Annotated in this window: 20 protein-coding genes; 15 read left to right on the forward strand and 5 right to left on the reverse strand. The window is 60.0% G+C overall.

What is annotated here, in order from left to right; genetic code table 11:
• Positions 1-44 precede the first annotated feature (44 nt).
• From PPA02S_RS08870 to PPA02S_RS22570, 4 genes are all read right to left on the reverse strand, one after another.
• Positions 45-848, reverse strand: a complete 804-nt coding sequence (locus PPA02S_RS08870; RefSeq protein ID WP_028634940.1) for a hypothetical protein — start codon at positions 846-848, stop codon at positions 45-47.
• The gene (locus PPA02S_RS08875) at positions 838-1,803 is read right to left on the reverse strand and encodes a hypothetical protein (RefSeq protein WP_028635067.1); all 966 of its coding nucleotides are present in this window, start codon (positions 1,801-1,803) and stop codon (positions 838-840) included. Before PPA02S_RS08875 ends, PPA02S_RS08870 begins: the two co-directional genes overlap by 11 nt.
• A gap of 1 nt (position 1,804) precedes the next feature.
• Positions 1,805-2,485 (reverse strand): Rha family transcriptional regulator, encoded by a 681-nt coding sequence (locus tag PPA02S_RS08880; protein ID WP_028634939.1) that lies wholly within the window; start codon positions 2,483-2,485, stop codon positions 1,805-1,807.
• A 212-nt stretch (positions 2,486-2,697) separates the two neighbouring features.
• On the reverse strand, positions 2,698-2,904 hold the full coding sequence (locus tag PPA02S_RS22570) for a transcriptional regulator (RefSeq protein WP_328804761.1): 207 nt from the start codon (positions 2,902-2,904) through the stop codon (positions 2,698-2,700).
• A 131-nt stretch (positions 2,905-3,035) separates the two neighbouring features.
• Here PPA02S_RS22570 and PPA02S_RS08885 point away from each other — a divergent pair, with 131 nt between their 5' ends.
• Both PPA02S_RS08885 and PPA02S_RS08890 read left to right on the forward strand, forming a co-directional pair.
• Positions 3,036-3,698 (forward strand): S24 family peptidase, encoded by a 663-nt coding sequence (locus tag PPA02S_RS08885; RefSeq protein WP_272867587.1) that lies wholly within the window; start codon positions 3,036-3,038, stop codon positions 3,696-3,698.
• A gap of 85 nt (positions 3,699-3,783) precedes the next feature.
• The gene (locus tag PPA02S_RS08890; protein WP_050577104.1) at positions 3,784-4,494 is read left to right on the forward strand and encodes a hypothetical protein; all 711 of its coding nucleotides are present in this window, start codon (positions 3,784-3,786) and stop codon (positions 4,492-4,494) included.
• 501 nt (positions 4,495-4,995) lie between these two features.
• Here the strand turns inward: PPA02S_RS08890 and PPA02S_RS23005 are convergent.
• A complete protein-coding gene (locus PPA02S_RS23005; RefSeq protein ID WP_154660097.1) occupies positions 4,996-5,442 on the reverse strand; it encodes a hypothetical protein in 447 nt (148 codons plus the stop codon).
• A 237-nt stretch (positions 5,443-5,679) separates the two neighbouring features.
• Between PPA02S_RS23005 and PPA02S_RS08900 the strand changes: the two genes are divergently transcribed.
• From PPA02S_RS08900 to PPA02S_RS08965, 13 genes are all read left to right on the forward strand, one after another.
• Positions 5,680-6,198 (forward strand): hypothetical protein, encoded by a 519-nt coding sequence (locus PPA02S_RS08900; RefSeq protein WP_028634936.1) that lies wholly within the window; start codon positions 5,680-5,682, stop codon positions 6,196-6,198.
• Positions 6,199-6,262: 64 nt separating this feature from the next.
• A complete protein-coding gene (locus PPA02S_RS08905) occupies positions 6,263-6,535 on the forward strand; it encodes a hypothetical protein (RefSeq protein ID WP_028634935.1) in 273 nt (90 codons plus the stop codon).
• Positions 6,536-6,855: 320 nt separating this feature from the next.
• Complete coding sequence (locus tag PPA02S_RS08910; RefSeq protein ID WP_028634934.1) at positions 6,856-7,239, forward strand: response regulator transcription factor; 384 nt, start codon at positions 6,856-6,858, stop codon at positions 7,237-7,239.
• 16 nt (positions 7,240-7,255) lie between these two features.
• Positions 7,256-7,588, forward strand: coding sequence for a hypothetical protein (locus PPA02S_RS08915; RefSeq protein ID WP_028634933.1), 333 nt, complete (start codon positions 7,256-7,258; stop codon positions 7,586-7,588).
• On the forward strand, positions 7,585-8,082 hold the full coding sequence (locus PPA02S_RS08920) for a single-stranded DNA-binding protein (protein ID WP_028634932.1): 498 nt from the start codon (positions 7,585-7,587) through the stop codon (positions 8,080-8,082). Before PPA02S_RS08915 ends, PPA02S_RS08920 begins: the two co-directional genes overlap by 4 nt.
• A 260-nt stretch (positions 8,083-8,342) precedes the next feature.
• Positions 8,343-8,531, forward strand: coding sequence for a hypothetical protein (locus PPA02S_RS08925; protein WP_028634931.1), 189 nt, complete (start codon positions 8,343-8,345; stop codon positions 8,529-8,531).
• A 65-nt stretch (positions 8,532-8,596) separates the two neighbouring features.
• Positions 8,597-9,073, forward strand: coding sequence for an Lcl C-terminal domain-containing protein (locus PPA02S_RS08930; RefSeq protein ID WP_028634930.1), 477 nt, complete (start codon positions 8,597-8,599; stop codon positions 9,071-9,073).
• Positions 9,074-9,189: 116 nt separating this feature from the next.
• Positions 9,190-9,762, forward strand: coding sequence for an Lcl C-terminal domain-containing protein (locus tag PPA02S_RS08935; RefSeq protein ID WP_028634929.1), 573 nt, complete (start codon positions 9,190-9,192; stop codon positions 9,760-9,762).
• Positions 9,763-9,814: 52 nt separating this feature from the next.
• Positions 9,815-10,168 carry a four helix bundle protein gene (locus tag PPA02S_RS08940; protein ID WP_028634928.1) on the forward strand — a complete coding sequence of 118 codons (354 nt, stop codon included), beginning with the start codon at positions 9,815-9,817 and terminating at the stop codon, positions 10,166-10,168.
• A 197-nt stretch (positions 10,169-10,365) separates the two neighbouring features.
• Positions 10,366-11,523: an RNA-directed DNA polymerase gene (locus tag PPA02S_RS08945; RefSeq protein WP_080667898.1), complete on the forward strand. Its 1,158-nt coding sequence runs from the start codon at positions 10,366-10,368 to the stop codon at positions 11,521-11,523.
• Positions 11,524-11,578: 55 nt separating this feature from the next.
• A complete protein-coding gene (locus PPA02S_RS08950; RefSeq protein ID WP_028634926.1) occupies positions 11,579-12,130 on the forward strand; it encodes a Mu-Gp12 family protein in 552 nt (183 codons plus the stop codon).
• Between the two features lie 14 nt (positions 12,131-12,144).
• On the forward strand, positions 12,145-12,534 hold the full coding sequence (locus PPA02S_RS08955; RefSeq protein ID WP_028634925.1) for a hypothetical protein: 390 nt from the start codon (positions 12,145-12,147) through the stop codon (positions 12,532-12,534).
• Between the two features lie 620 nt (positions 12,535-13,154).
• The gene (locus PPA02S_RS08965) at positions 13,155-15,083 is read left to right on the forward strand and encodes a DNA cytosine methyltransferase (protein WP_028634923.1); all 1,929 of its coding nucleotides are present in this window, start codon (positions 13,155-13,157) and stop codon (positions 15,081-15,083) included.
• Positions 15,084-15,384: the final 301 nt, after the last annotated feature.

A 15,384-nucleotide genomic window follows, 5' to 3' on the forward strand; every position in this document is an offset into this window, starting at 1 on the left:
CACGCCGGTTTGGCCCTGCATGAGGATTTCTTTCTTGGCTGGAGTCACACGCCCTCCCCGGCCGGCTGCCCGGCGCGCTTGATGTTCACCTGAGCGATGGCGGCACGCGTCTGCCGCTTACGCAGATAGGTTTCAACTCGGCGGCGCTGCGCATCCTTGACGCGCTGGCGGTCTTTCTTCGCCTGGGCGGCCTCGATGATGCAGCGGACCTCAGCGAGCTTCTGCCGCACTTCGGGGCTGGCCTTCGCCCGAACCTGCCCAGTGATCAGCCCGGCAATGGCTAATCCGTCCTCGCTAGGTGGCGCGATCTGCAGGTGAGCCAGATGCTTCGCGCCAGCCTCTTGGCTGATCAGTTTCGAGCGCACAGCGGATTCGATCGCGATAACGCGGCGTGCAGAGTCATAACCCAGAGAGACCTCCCACTTTGCTGGAGCCGCCTCAACCCTTGCGGCGGCCACCAGGCGTTCGTAGGCACTCATGAAGGCCATGCGAGCGCCGACCTTGTCGCCAGCCTCCAAAACTGGGCCAGAAGCAGTCATGGCCTGGCGAATCTCGGCGGTCATCACCACGGTTTCGCTTTCGTCGCTTGCCGACAGGGCGATGGCCCAGGCCTCGTCCTTGCCAGGGTGGCCGTCAGCAGCCTGGGCGTGCTTGAGGATCGCGGCCACCGTCAGCCGGCCGCCGTCGCGGCGACAGTTGCGCAGCGCACCGCTCAGGACGGGCTCGCTGTAATCACGCAGGTCCTCGACCATCATGAGCGCAGCGCCCTGGGTGAGTTGCTGACCCATCACCTCCGCGGTGGCGAACAGGGATAGCAGCAGTTGGTCTTGCTGGTCTTCACTCAGCATGGCTTGCAGCCCTCTTCGCTCGCTGCGCTTGCAACGCCTGCTCGGCGGCGCTGAAATTGGCTTGGGTTTGCTCGATCTGGCGGGCAGTGGTGCCAGTCATCTGGCGATTGGTGACCCACTGGGTGTGGTATGCCTCAGCGTTCTGGAGCAGGTCGCCCAGGCTGTGCATGCGGTTGACCAGCTTGCTGTCGTTGATCCGGACAAAGTACGCGGCGACGTGGTGGGCAACATCGACACCCAGCCGATCGACCAGCTGACCAATCTGCCCGCCGGCCTTCGCGTTCCACACCGGCCATGCGCCGTGGCGGCTGCGGTAGGCCATGGCGTAGTTAGCCCAGGCCTTGAAGGTCTTGCAGGACTGGTCTTTTGGTCCTGGCATATCCTCGGGAATTTCGCAGCGTGGGATAGTGGCTGGAACCAGCGCCAGCACGGCAGGCTGAGACGGCGCAGCCGGGGCACCCTGCGAACTGTGACTGGTATCCTGATTGGTATCCTGATTACTGGTATCTTGATTTGTCGGAGATTTTTCCGACCCTGGCTCGGATTTATTTCCGACCTTGCTCGGATTTTTTTCCGAGGTAGATCGGATTTTTTTCCGACCCTCTTTGCCCGCCCTCAAGGTCGGATATTTTTCCGACCCATCCTCTTTCTTGTTCCATGCTGCTGCCTTGTCGGTCAGCCGGAAAAGCGTGACATTCGAAGTGCTCGAAAGCTCGATCAGACCAACGTCCTGCAGCGCCTTCAGCATGCGATAAGCCGTGTCCGGCTTGTCGGTCAGCAGTGGTAGCTCTTCGATGATCTTGGCCTTGCTCAGCACGAAAAAGACACCGTTGTCGGTCGTCGTAGCCTTGGCCCAGCTAGGGCAGCCGTAAACAAACGCGAACAGGAGCGCCTGCTGGGAGTTCAGCCCCCATTCCAAGGCCTTGACCTGATTGATGGTCAGGGTGAATTGCATGTCAGGTACGCTCCTGAGTACGCGGCTTGGCGATTTCTTCTTCGGCCAACCGAGCAAGACCTTTGGTAGTGACCAGCACGCTGAAGGCCGCACGGTCGACGCCCGACTCCGGATCTGGCTTGAGCGATGTGACCTTGTGCTTGAGCAGGCCCGCGGTGATGCGGGGCTGAAAGGCGACCCAGCGTGTCGAGCCCGCGCGCCGGTAGATCCACCGGTTCTGCTCCATCCAGGCGAACAGCCTCGATGGCGCCAGCTGCAGCTGCTTCGCCGCATCGGTGATGCAGATTGCCCCGCCGGCGCCGGCCAACCGGTTGATGGCTGCGACCTTCGGAGCCTGCTTTGCCAAAGCCTCCTGAAGACGCTGGTTCTCTTCTGCCTTGTCAGCAGCAAGGCGAAGGGCCTCCGCAAAGTTGGTTGGGATCTGGACCTGGGCGATTACGCGCGCCTCTAGCTCCTGCCAGCGGTCGATGATCTTGGCGCGCAGCTCGACGCTATAGCCCGACACAACCACCAGAGTGTCCCGATAGGTGAGCAGGAACTCGGTGTACCGCTGGCCGTTCTGCTGATGGGTGTAGGGGGTCTCGTTTGATGAAACGACACCCCTTTTCACCAGCTGGCGTACCGTCTTGAGAACATTGTCGTGCGTGCTTCCCGTGAGCTGCGCGATCTCGCGCGAGGACATCACATGGTCGACAGCGTGTGAAGGGAAGCTAAACGCGCCGGGCTGGGTGTTGCGTGTATCGACTGCACTGGGCATAATCGACCTCGATGTTTTGTTGAAGAAGCCGGGCTGCCACCCGGTTTTTTTATGCCTGCGATTCAGGTACTGGATGGATCAGCAGGTGTTTCGGTCATCTACTGGCGGTTCGCCATGCAGGCGAAAATATGGGCACGCTAGGAGTTGAGGGGATAGAGGTCTGGGCGAAGGTCGTGACGAGCAACGCCAGTTGCCCTTTCAATCTGGATAACCTTACGAGCCGGTATGCCCCTGACCTTCCAGTGGGATACGGACATTGGTGTCACACCCAAAATTTGAGCTAGCGCCTTGCCGGATCCGACTGCTTGGATCGCGCGTTCGAGCGGAGTAGGTTCCATAAACATTCTGACGCCGACAGATAAACGTAAGTCAACAATACGTTTATTTAATAAACGGTGCAACCCCGGTAAACTTTGTGTTTATGACTACTGAGAATTCAGGCGATCGCCTGCGAAAACTGCTGGACGAAGTCCAGATGACCCCGACCGAGGCCGCTCGATCCTTCGGGGTGACAACTCAAAATCTAAACAACTGGTTCAGCCGGGGGATCCCCTCTCGCCAGCTCCTGGCTGTAGCTCAGCATCTAAAGGTTAGGCCTGAGTGGCTCAGCGCTGGCACCGGGCCACGAGATGCTGAGCAATATGGTGTGAAGTCGAACGCCACATATCTGGGGCCAATCGATGCCTGGGACGACGGCACACCACTTGATGATGATGAGGTTTATGTGCCGTTCCTCAAGGAAGTAGAGCTATCGGCAGGACAGGGCCGCACCATCGTTGCAGAGTCGCCGAACAGAAAGCTCAGATTTGGGAAGCTGACTCTGCGGCGGCAGAACGTGCAGCCTAGTGAGGCTGTCTGTGTCGGCGTCAGCGGCAACAGCATGGAGCCCGTTTTGCCTGACGGAAGCGTCGTAGGCATTAACAAAGGGAGCACCTCGGTGGTCGACGGCAAGATGTACGCTTTAGATCATGGCGGTCAGCTGCGTGTGAAAATGCTTTATCGCCTTCCAGGTGGCGGTATTCGGATGCGCAGCTTCAACCGTGAGGAGCATGGCGATGAGGAGTACACAGCCCAAGAGATGCTAGACCAAGAGATAACCATTCTGGGCAAGGTCTTCTGGTCATCTGTGCTCTGGTAGCTTCAGCAGTAGTGCTCTTTTTTTTAGATTGCATACTAGTGGCAGCGTAGAATCATGGTTTCCAAAACGAAACGGATTTTTCCTCATGCTAGTCGTCCGCGCCCTTGCCCTACTTCTTGCGCTCTCCGCTCTAGGCGGATGTGCATTCGGTCAAAAAATTGACTACCGAGAATCAAGCCCTTACATATTCGCCAAATCGGATGCTTCCGTTGAGATATCGGTTATCGATGAACGACCATATATCCTGAGCGCAAGCAAGAGTCCAACCTTCGTAGGCAGGATCAGAGGTCTCTACTACAACCCTTTCAACGTCAACACGGTGTCCGGGAAGCCTCTGTCATCTGACATTCAAGAAGCCCTTCGCAGAGCCTTTGATCGAGCGTCTATTCGCAGCTCGGATGCATACTCTCCATCCAGATCTGCCCCCGGCCAGAGGCTTCTGGTGTTGAAGGTCCGGGAGTGGAAAATGGACGCCTATATGAAGGTCAGATTCGATTACGATATTTCAGGTTTGGTAATCGACGAGAACGGCCGAGAAGTCGCGACCAAGAGCGCCAAGAGCAGCGGGCCAGTGGCTGATTTGATATCAGCCGGATCCGATGCTTTGAGCACTGTAGTCAATTCTGAAGAGATTATCGGTGCGCTTTCCCCTTCATCACCCGCTAAGCCATCCGCTACCCCCGCCCCGAAAGCCCCTGCAAACCAGGCTTATGATCAGTGCATGCGCAGGGTCGGGAAAATATCTGACCCGACGCTTCGCGCCTCATCTATGAGCATGTGCGACGACATTGACTAAAGCCGATACGCTCTTCAAGCCCGCCGCCGAGCGGGCTTTTTCGTGCCTGAAGAAAAGGGCCAGCATCGAAGGGTAGCCAGGCACTGGCTATCTATAAACATTTTGTGTTGACTTGTTTATAAACGTATTGTTTACTGAGCTTATTGGGTCGCTGAAGCGATCCAACAGGGTCCCCACCCTGAGCTCTTTAAAAACCAGATGAACGCCGAGCTGGCCGATGCATAGCCAGCGGACGTACCGCGCAACGGTACGCAGCGATTCGACCTCATGTCGGCGCTGGGCACAGGAGACCTCATTCGGAGGGCGTAGCTGGAGAGGCTGCGTAGTAGCGAGTAAGCGTTTGGCCTTGGGACCATGATCCCGTGTCGCGCTGGAAGCTACTGACGTGAAAGCGACCGTTGGCCTGTGCAAGTAGAAGAGATTACCGGCCCTCCGAGGGTGGGCCGGATGCTCTCCAGGTGGCCCTACTCCAGGACCACGCGGAGAGCAAAGAGATAGCAATCATCGGCGCTTACCAAGGCTGGGGGCGCCTCCTCTTACGAAGTGCACTTTCGCGAAAGGGGTTGAGCGATCTGGGCCGGTTTGAAGATAGGTCTCATCCAAATCTTTGGCGCATGCCTTGCACATGCTTGGTGGGTTATCCCACTTTGAATGGATAGCGAACTTCGAGCTGCAGCGCCAACAAACCCGTTCTATCCAATGTCCATCCGCAGGGCTAGCCGACAACGACGCGCGATTCTGTGCGCTGTTCGGCTTCTTTCCGCTCTTTTTGGATTTCTTGATGGCTGCGTTGGCCGCCTTACGATTCAGCTTCTTTTTGCTGCTGTCTTTGGCTATCTCGCGAAGCTCCAAGATCCTGTTCAGCAGCTTGAATTCGTTCCTGAGTTCCACCGTCAGATGATCCTCATCCGATGGAGGTTTTGGGTGTTTCGACTCTTTCAGCTCCATGGCATTCGCCTCCTGATCGCATCGCCCGAGATTACCAGCAGCAAATTGCCACCACCATCCCCGCAGGGCTCTGGTGCGATCAGGTGTGCCGCAATAGAGCGGCATCCAAGCGGCGCGCATGCCTCGACAGATGCAGGAAGCGCGATACCGGGTGAGCGACCGGGGCCTGAGAGACCACGTATTCACTGAAGCACCTGGGCGACCGGGTGCTTTGGGAATTCACTGGAGGAACACAAAATGGGCTTGGACGTTTCTGCATTCAGCAAACTGGTCGAGGCGCCTGACGCCGAGCGTGACAAGGACGGCGACCTGGTCGACTACGACAACTACCGCGACTTCTACTTCAACAAAGACTTCCCCGGTCGCGCCGAGGGCCTGAAAGAGGGCATGACCTACAAGCTTGGCGAGGAAGGATCAGGCTTGAGCACCGGCTACGGTCGTTACAGCGCCTGGCGCGATGAGCTGGCGAAGCTTGCCGGCTACACGCCGGATGCCACCCCAAGCGACGAATACGAAAAGCGCTTCCCCTACTTCGGTGGTGCCAACAAGGCAGGTGAAGGCCCGTTCTACGAGCAGATCCTGTTCTCGGACTGCGACGGCACTATCGGTCCGGTAGTCAGCGCGAAGCTGGCCAAGGACTACGCCGACTTTGCAGACAAGGCCGAGGCCGTTGGCGGCTACTTCTGGGGAAAGTACCAAGAATGGAAGGTTGCCTTCGAAGTCGCCGCTGACGGCGGAGCCGTAGTTTTCCACTGAGCAGACGATTCCCCGGTGCGCCTCAAGCGGGGCGCATCAGGGGGAATCCACTGGAGAACATCGCATGCAGATCAACCAGCAGAAAACGGTTCAGGTCGACGTGACCGAGCTTCGCCTTCACATCAAGGTGCGCGACGGATTTGCCGCTGGCATCCATGACGCCCAGGGCGACGAGGTGGGCAACTACGAAGGCTATGTGCCCGACTTCTTCCCGGGCAACCACTACGGCGACTACCTGATCTTGAACATCGACCTCGAGACCGGGCAGATCAAGAATTGGAAGAAACCCGGCGCCGCTGACATCGAGAGAATGCTGACGGCTGACGAGGACGACTGAACAACCGGCGCCACGTCCGCCTGACGTTAACTGCCCGATGCCCTGCTCCCCATCGCAGGCTGCATCGGGGTGTGATCTGAGTACCGTCTCCCAGCGCGCGAGCAATGGGCGGCAAACGTCATGCAGATCACACCCCGATGCAGGCACATCGTAAAGCGCATCACAGCGAACCTTATGAATCCTAAGGCGCACCCAGCTGAACATTAGCAGCATCACCTTCCCTTCACATCCGACCGCATTGGCAGGCGCCAGGCTGGCTTTTCACGCCCAGTTTGGTCACTGCGCCTGGCGCCTGACCAATGCGGTTCCTGAGGATACTCATGCAAACGATCACCTGCGGCTCATGGACAGGCCGTCTCGGCAAGATGCTGGCACCACGTGAGCTTGAAGCACTGCTCTGGGTTGCCCAGGGCCTGACCACCAAAGAGATCGCACGGCAGATGGCTGTCACGCCCGGAACCGTGGCCAACCGTATCGAGGCTGCGCTGTTCAAGCTGGAGGCCGGTCGCCGCATTGAGGCGGTTACCAAGGCCATGCGTCAGCAGATCATCAGCCCTCTCTGCATCGTGCTGGCCAGCCTAATCGCCATGCACTCGACCTTCAACGACAACGATCCGATGCGCCGCGACCGCCGTGCACCGGAGCGCCGCACCGCTCAAGTTCGAATCCTTCGCCGGGCTGAAAGCCTGGAACTTCACGCCTGAAACAAGGAGCCCCACCATGAACGCATCCATCCGCAACAGCCGTAAGCAGTACGAGCAGGTCCAGCAGGAAGCATTGGCCGCATCCGCACGCTTCCGCAGCAACTCCCGCTTCTACGTCCAACCTGCAAGCGGTAACAGCTGGGCAGTGGTCGGCGCCACCGACAACCGCTTGTATGGCCAGCGCCGGCGCTACTTCGACGCGGTGACCTACGCCGAGAGCCTCGAGCGCGCAGTCAACGCCAAGTCGGTACCGGTCGTTACTGTCACCCCGCCTGATGGCGTGCGCACCCGCTGGGCTGCGCTGTGGGCATTGGTGTTGATCATCATGGGTGGAGCGTTCTCGTCATGAGCCGCGGAGTAAACAAAGTCATCCTGGTCGGCACGCTCGGCCAAGACCCCGAAGTCCGCTATCTGCCCAACGGCAACGCCGTGACCAACCTCAGCATGGCCACCAGCGAGCAGTGGACGGACAAGCAATCAGGCCAGAGGGTCGAACGCACCGAATGGCACCGTGTCGTGCTGTTCGGGAAGGTGGCGGAGATCGCCGGGGAGTACGCCCGTAAGGGCTCCCAGCTTTACATCGAGGGCAAGCTGCAAACCCGCGAGTGGGAAAAGGACGGCATAAAACGCTACACGACCGAGGTGCACGTCGACATGCGCGGCACCATGCAGCTGCTCGGTGGCAGACCGCATGGCCAGCAGTCTGGTCAGGCACCCGATCGGCATCCGCCACAGCAGCGCCCGGCGCGTCAGCAGCAGAACCAGCAGTCCGCGCCACCGGACAATGACAGCTTCGACGATGATATACCGTTTGCGCCTCTCCACTACCTGGCTGGTGCGTAGCCATGATCGCAACCATGTCCCAGGCCGTGGCAGCCGTGAAGTACGCGGCCGCCATGGCCAGGTCTACTGGCAAGCCCTGGGGAGTTTACCGAGGCAACAAGCGGCTTTTGCTTGTGATGCCTGCGGAATCGACAAACAAAACACCAATCGAGACCTGCAACCCTTGAGGCCTATTCGAAAGTTAACCCAGCATCGCCGGCGACAGCGGCACCTGAACCTGCCGCCAAGCGGGCTTACCGAAGATCGAGGAGTTGCAGCGCATGAGAATCGACCTTCCAGGCCAGTTCGACCTGCCGATACAGGTTGCCCACCAGTCACCACCAGCACCTGAAGGAAGCCGAGAAGATCTGGCCCTTCGAATCGCCAGAGCCTTGGTCAAGTACGAAGCCCGTCCCTCTTCTGCCCTCTGGATAGAAATTCAGGCCTGTGCCAAGGCCATCCTGAAGTAACGACCACCGAACGATCAATTAACCGCCACCAGTCATGGAGGGCGGCTCACATCCTGGAGAAAGTCATGACCCAATCTGCACTGCAATCCATCGCCGCCGCCGAGCTCCCAGAGCGGGGGCAGCCACTGGCGGGCGGCATCTTCGTCACCCGCTACTGGCTGAATGGCCAAGAACGCGCCCTGGTGCTGCTGCCGGACGAACTGAGCGGCAAGTGGGGCGAGTACGGCGTGGAGATCAAAGGAGCCAGCAGCTACAGCGACGGCGAGGCCAATACACGCGACATGGCCGAGGCCGGCAGCGAGATCGCCGTGAAGGCACTGGAACTGGGCGCGTTCATCCCATCCTGCTTGGAAGGTCAACTGGTAATGGCAGCCAAGGCTGATGGCCTGGTGACCTTGCGCGAGGATCGATTCCACTGGCTGAGCTCGCAGTTCTCCGCCGACTACGCCTACTACGTGGACTTTGAGGATGGCTGGCTCATCGGCTACGGCAAGGACGTCGAGCGTCTCGTCCGCCCCGTCCGCAGCCTCATCCTTCAGTAATTCACCCATTCATTCCTTTCTTTGCAGGCGATTCCGGGTTCGTCAGGACGGCGATCAGACCAGAAGCGCGCCGGGAAGCGCCGGCCGCCTGCACCTAATTCCATCAGGAGCACCCCATGGAGCAAGTCAGCATCAGCATCGACGCCGGCGTGGCGTCCCGGATCATCCAACGCGAGTTCGACCGCCTGCTGAACTATGCAGCACAAGATGCAGCGCCTTCCGGCGTTCCGGCTTTGGGCTCGTATTGGCCAGGGCAAGGCGGCTACAACGCCGGCCTGGTTCGCGGCGAGGATGGCGGCCCCGACTACTACCTGATCGTGCCAACCCTGTCCGAGCAATTGCGCGCTGAGTGGGGTGGTCGCGGTGAGGAATGCGAAGGCGCCTCCAGCATGAGCGACGGTCTTGCCAATACCCGGGCCCTGCTAGCCGACAGCAATGAACACCCGGCCGCCAAGCTGGCCAGCGAGTTCACTGCTGACGAGCACAATGACTTCTACCTTCCTGCTCGGCGCGAACTTCAGGTGGCCGAGGCCAACGTGCCAGAACTGTTCGAAAAGGCCTACCACTGGTCGTCTTCGCAGTTCTCCGCCTACTTCGCCTACATCATGGGCTTTGAGGTTGGCTGGCTCTACTACGACGGCAAGATCAACGAGCGTCTCGTCCGCCCCGTCCGCAGATTTATTCCGTAATTCAATTCTTCATTCATGGGCGCCCTGGCGCCCTCGCTTTTAGGAGGCCAGGATGGCCCTGCACACAGAGCTTGAGATCCACAAGGTGGCCGAGGAACTACTCGGCCTTTCGCTCGACCTGGTTCGAAACATCCCGCGTGACCTCAAGCAGGTCGTCGGCTCGAAAATCAGGGACGAATGCCTGCAAGCTCTGGTGCTGATAGGCCGCGCCAACATGGCGCGGGACAAGCTCCCGCACCTGAACCTCCTGCTGGAAAGCGTCTGGATGCTGAACTACCTGCTGCGCGCCCTCACCAATAAGGGGCTCATCAGCAAAGGGCAGCATGCCAAGGCCATGAAACTCACGGCCTCCGTGGGCCGCCAGGCAAACGCCTGGAAGAAATCCGCAACCGCGTCCGTTGCTTGAGGGTTAAGGCCCTCCTGCCTGCACGCTGAATCTGGTCGTGCCGCTGATCTGTGATCACCGCCATGCGCACCACGGATACCGCCAGCGGGGCTGGTAGGTCCGGCGCAGTCGTCAAGCTGAGAAATCGTCCTGGCGACGTAGATAGCACGATAGGTCGCAGTTCTCCGCCAACAACGCCTACAACATGGACTTTGAGGATGGCTGGCTCAACAACAACGACAAGAACAACGAGCGTCTCGTCCGCCCCGTCCGCAGATTCACCCGTTGCGAGCTTTACCTTCGAGGAATTGGCCCAGGCCTACTACGATTGCCGGCGGCACAAGCGGAACACTGCGAGCGCCCGACGCTTCGAAGTGGACATGGAAGCAAATCTCCTCGACCTATTCGACGAGCTCCAGGCCGGAACCTACCGACCTGGCCGCTCAATCTGCTTTGTGGTCACCAGGCCAAAGGCCCGCGAGGTCTGGGCCGCCGACTTCCGCGACCGCATCGTGCATCACCTTTTGTACAACCGCATCGGCCCCGCTATCGAGCGCAGCTTCATAGCGGACAGCTGCGCCTGTATCCCAGGGCGCGGCACGCTGTACGCCGGTAAACGCATGGAGGCGAAGATCCGCAGCCAGACCCACAACTGGTCACGGCCTGGCTTCTACCTCAAGTGTGACCTGGCCAACTTCTTCGTGTCGATCGATAAGCGCGTGCTGGGCAGGCAGCTTGCCAGCCGCATCCAAGACCCATGGTTCAGAAATCTGGCCCTGCAGGTGCTCATGCACGACCCGCGTGAGAGCTACGTCGAGCGGAGCGCGGCGCACCTGTTTAACCGGGTACCGCAGCACAAGCGCCTCACCGCGCAGCCGGCTTACCTTGGCCTGCCCATCGGCAACCTCTCGTCGCAGTTCTTCGCCAACGTCTACCTCGACGCCCTGGACAAGTTCTGCAAGCACACCCTCAAGGCCAGGCATTACATCCGATACGTCGACGACTTCGTGCTACTGCATGAGTCGCCCCAGCAGCTGAACGATTGGCTTCGGCAGATCGAAGACTTCCTGCCCAGCCTGGGCGTCAGGCTCAACCCGTCGAAGACCATCCTTCAGCCGATTGATCGCGGCCTGGACTTCGTCGGGCATGTGATCAAGCCTTGGAGGCGCACCACTCGCAAGAAGTCGGTCGCCCAGGCCATAAAGGGCACCGCTGCAGCGCCCGCAGAGAACCTACGCGAGACGGCAAACAGCTATTTCGGCCTGCTTGGTCAAGCCAGTCATAGCCAGAAAGACCGTGCGGCACTGGCCAATCTAGTGCTCAGGCGCGGGCATGTGGTCAATGGCGCACTGACGCAGACCTATCCGAAACGATAAATCAACACTTCTGCCGCATCCGGCCACGGAGGGCGGCGCATGCATGGAGAAAGCCATGAGCTACTTCTACAAGACCGAATCGCCGAAAGTCCTGGCCGCCGTGCGCGCCTGGGACGAGAAGAAAGCGGCCTGGAACGCCCAGCGCGAGAAGCTTGGCCAAGCATTCGGCGCCGATGCCTCACCAATGTACAGCGGATCCCGAAACTACGTGGGAGGCATCAAGCTCAGCGCCAGCCGCGACCTGGACGTGCACTGGTGCCGCCCTGATGAATACGGCTACCGCTCGTTGCGCCTGGCGGCCAAGCACGCCAAGGGTACTGACAAAGAGGTCCGTGCAGCCGAGAAGGCCGAGCACCAGCGCCTGGAAGAACTTTGGAAGGCACATTGCCCGGACGCTATCGACCGGGACGAAATGTGGGAAGCCATCGGCGTCGAGCGCGGCGGCATCTGGCTCAGTGGCGGGGTGTGCTTCAGCTACGGCGATACCGTGTACCTGAACCTGGGCAGCAAGGCGGCTGACGGCGATGTCGACGGACTGGTTGAGATCGTCAGCAGCGAGTACGAGGACGCCCGCCAGCGAGTGCTCAGCGCGCGCAAAGCCGCCTGATCGAGGAGTGGAACATGAGCAACCACAACCACAACTGCGACTACGTCCGCCGCCACTACGATGTGCCGGCTGAGATCGGGCGCCGGGTGATAGCCAACGGCGAGCCAGGCGTAATAATGGCCGACCGTGGCCACTACATCGGCGTCATCCTCGACAGCGACCCGAAGAAGCGCCTCCGCAACTACCACCCCACCTGGGAAATGCAGTACGGCGAGATGGCCGAGAAGCTGCCGCTTAAGCGCTACCAGGTGCTGGTCGCTGGCTGGGACTGGTGGGACATCACCAACCGCACCATAGTAGATGTTTTCGCCAGCACGCCCTCGCAGGCCAAGTACAAGGCCTATGAGCGCTGCGAGTATCACGACATCGAATGCATGTTCGGCTTCAAGGTTCGCCGGGCCTGACCCCACTCAGACCGCCAGCCTCAGCCCTTACGGTATGTCTCAGGCGACCAGGCACTGATGAAGACGATGACCCCGAGGATCAGAAGGTAAAGCCAGGGCTGGCTTGGGTATGAGAAAGCCCATACCTGGGCACTCACAAAAGCGGCGCCACCCACAACAAGGCGCTGCCGGCGGGTTAACTTCTGCCTAAACGCTATCAGCTTTGTCTTCCATGCCATTACCACTCTCCTTGTTTGGTAAACGTCGAAGCATATCACTCGGCGCTGCCCTCCAGCGCCTTCCCCTATTCAACGATAACGCCTCCCCGGCGAGAGGAGGCGTTCAATGTGCACCTTCAGCGTATAAGGGCTCTCAACTGATCGAGCTCTCTCACCGCCTCCGCTTTATATTCTGCACTTTGGGGCCCGCTGCTTCCCATGATCGATCGTTCAGCTCGATCAAGCGCCCACTCTGGGAGTGTTCCATGTCGTTTCTTGCCTTCTTCCAGAAGGGCTACGACCAAGTGCTGTAGAGCCTCAACTTTCGCATTCAGTGTCATCTTTCAGTCCTCTCCGGCTCCATGCCGGGCTAATTACCTTGATTCTTTTCGACTATTTACGCCACCCCGGCGAGGATCGCCCATGCCTGAATTTCAGAAAAAAAGTACCTTGGATTTCAAAACTCAGTACAGACTCGGATTTTTCCCTCAGGATGACGAGTTAGTGGTTGACTTTTTCTGCGGGGGCGGCGGCGCCGGTACCGGGCTGGAGATGGGTCTGGGCCGACCAGTGACGGTCGCCAAGAACCACAGCCCCGCGGCCATCAGCATGCATACCGCCAACCACCCGGCGGCCCGCCACTTCACCACCGACGTGTTCGAGGGTGACCCTGACGAAGAATGCCAGGGCCGGGCCGTGGGCTGGTTCCACATGAGCCCCGACTGCACACACCACAGCCAGGCCGCCGGCGGACAGCCGCGCAAGCGCGAGATCCGCAACCTGTCGTGGATCGGCCTCAAGTGGGGCGGCAAGAAGAAGCCCCGGGTGATCAGCCTTGAGAACGTGAAGCAGATCCTGCAGTGGGGGCCGCTGATCGCCAAGCGCGACAAGGCTACCGGCCGGGTGATGAAGCTGGACGGCACCGTGGCCACAGCTGGCGAGCGCGTGCCAGTGCAGCAGCAGTTCCTGGTACCCGATCCGAAACGCCGCGGCATCACCTGGCGCCGGTTCGTGCATCTGCTCGAAGGCATGGGCTACCAGGTGGAATGGCGGATCATCAAGGCCTGCGACTTTGGGGCGCCAACCAGCAGGGAGCGCCTGTTCATGATTGCTCGCTGCGATGGCCAGCCCATCGTGTGGCCAGAGCCGACCCATGCCAAGAACCCCGCCAAGGGGCAGCAGAAGTGGCGCACCGCCGCCGACTGCATCGACTGGAGCGTGCCGAGCAAGAGCATTTTCGGCCGCAAGAAAGAGCTGGCAGCCGCAACGCTGCGCCGGGTGGCCAAGGGCATGAAGAAGTTCGTGCTGGACAACCCGCAGCCATTCATCGTCCCGATCGCTAACTGGTCGGGCGAGCTGGCCCAGTCTGCCGACGAGCCGCTGCGCACTGTGACCTCATGGCCGCGCGGTGGCTCCTTTGCCATGGCCAGCCCTACCCTGGTGCAGACCGGATATGGCGAGCGCGCCGGTCAGCAGCCCCGCGTGCCTGGTCTGGATCAGCCGCTTGGCACCGTCGTGGCAGGCGGCGTGAAGCATGCGCTGTCGAGCGCGGTGATCCTGCCGGCCACGCATCAGGGCGCCGACCGAGTGAACGACCCCAGCGAGCCGCTGCCCACAGTCACAGCCGCCAACCGAGGCGAGCTGATGATGGCAAGCCCGATAATGGTCGGGGCCGGCGGGCCGGTGTATGCAGGCCGTCCTGTAAGTGCTGCCCAGCCCATGGGTACCTTGATGACCCGCAGCCATCGCGCACTGGTGACGGCCTTTATTGAGCAGGCAAACGGCGGGTTCAACATGACGCCAGGCCGCAGCATGGATGACCCCATGAGCACGGTCACAAACACCGGCAGCCAGCAGCGCATGGTGACGGCCAACCTGGCCACGCTGCGTCGTAATTGCGTGGGCCGCGCAGTGGATGAGCCAGTTCCAACCATGACTGCCGGCGCCGAGCACCACGCCCTGGTCGAGTACAAGCTGTCTGCAGAGCATGAAGAGGGCGCCCTGCGCGTCGCCGCTTTCCTCATCAGCTACTACGGCGCCGAGAACATCAGCGGCTGCGACTCACCGGCACCTACAGTAACCACCAAGGATCGCCTGGGCCTGGTCACCGTGTACTTCAAAGGCACCCCGTACGTGATCGTCGACATCTGCCTGCGCATGCTGCAGCCGCACGAGCTCTACCGCGCCCAGGGCTTTCCCTCCAGCTACATCATCGACAAGGGCGCCGACGGCAAGCCGTTCACCAAGACCGAGCAGGTGCACATGTGCGGCAACAGCGTCAGCCCGCCGCCTATGGCGGCCCTTGCCCGGGCAAACGATCCATGGCGCGCTGCCACATCAATAGCCGCCTAAAAAATAGACCCGACGAACGGCAGTCTGAGACAGCCAGAATAGGGGGCATCCGCTTCCCACTATCAATGCATGTGAGTCATTACCTGATTCCATGACCCAATAGAGGAATAGCTATGCCTAGCAAAATCTGTAAACGCTGCAAGGAGTACCACGAGCAGGAAATCAATAGCTCACTTGGCGCAGGGTTCCTCCTTGCCGTCATCCTTGCAACCATCGCCCACTACTACGGCTTCTGGCACTTCGCGTAACCCTCCAACACAGGGGTAGCCGTACGGCTACCCCATCTTGAATGGACAGACGA

It is taken from the genome of Pseudomonas parafulva NBRC 16636 = DSM 17004, from assembly GCF_000730645.1.
Lineage (GTDB): Bacteria > Pseudomonadota > Gammaproteobacteria > Pseudomonadales > Pseudomonadaceae > Aquipseudomonas > Aquipseudomonas parafulva.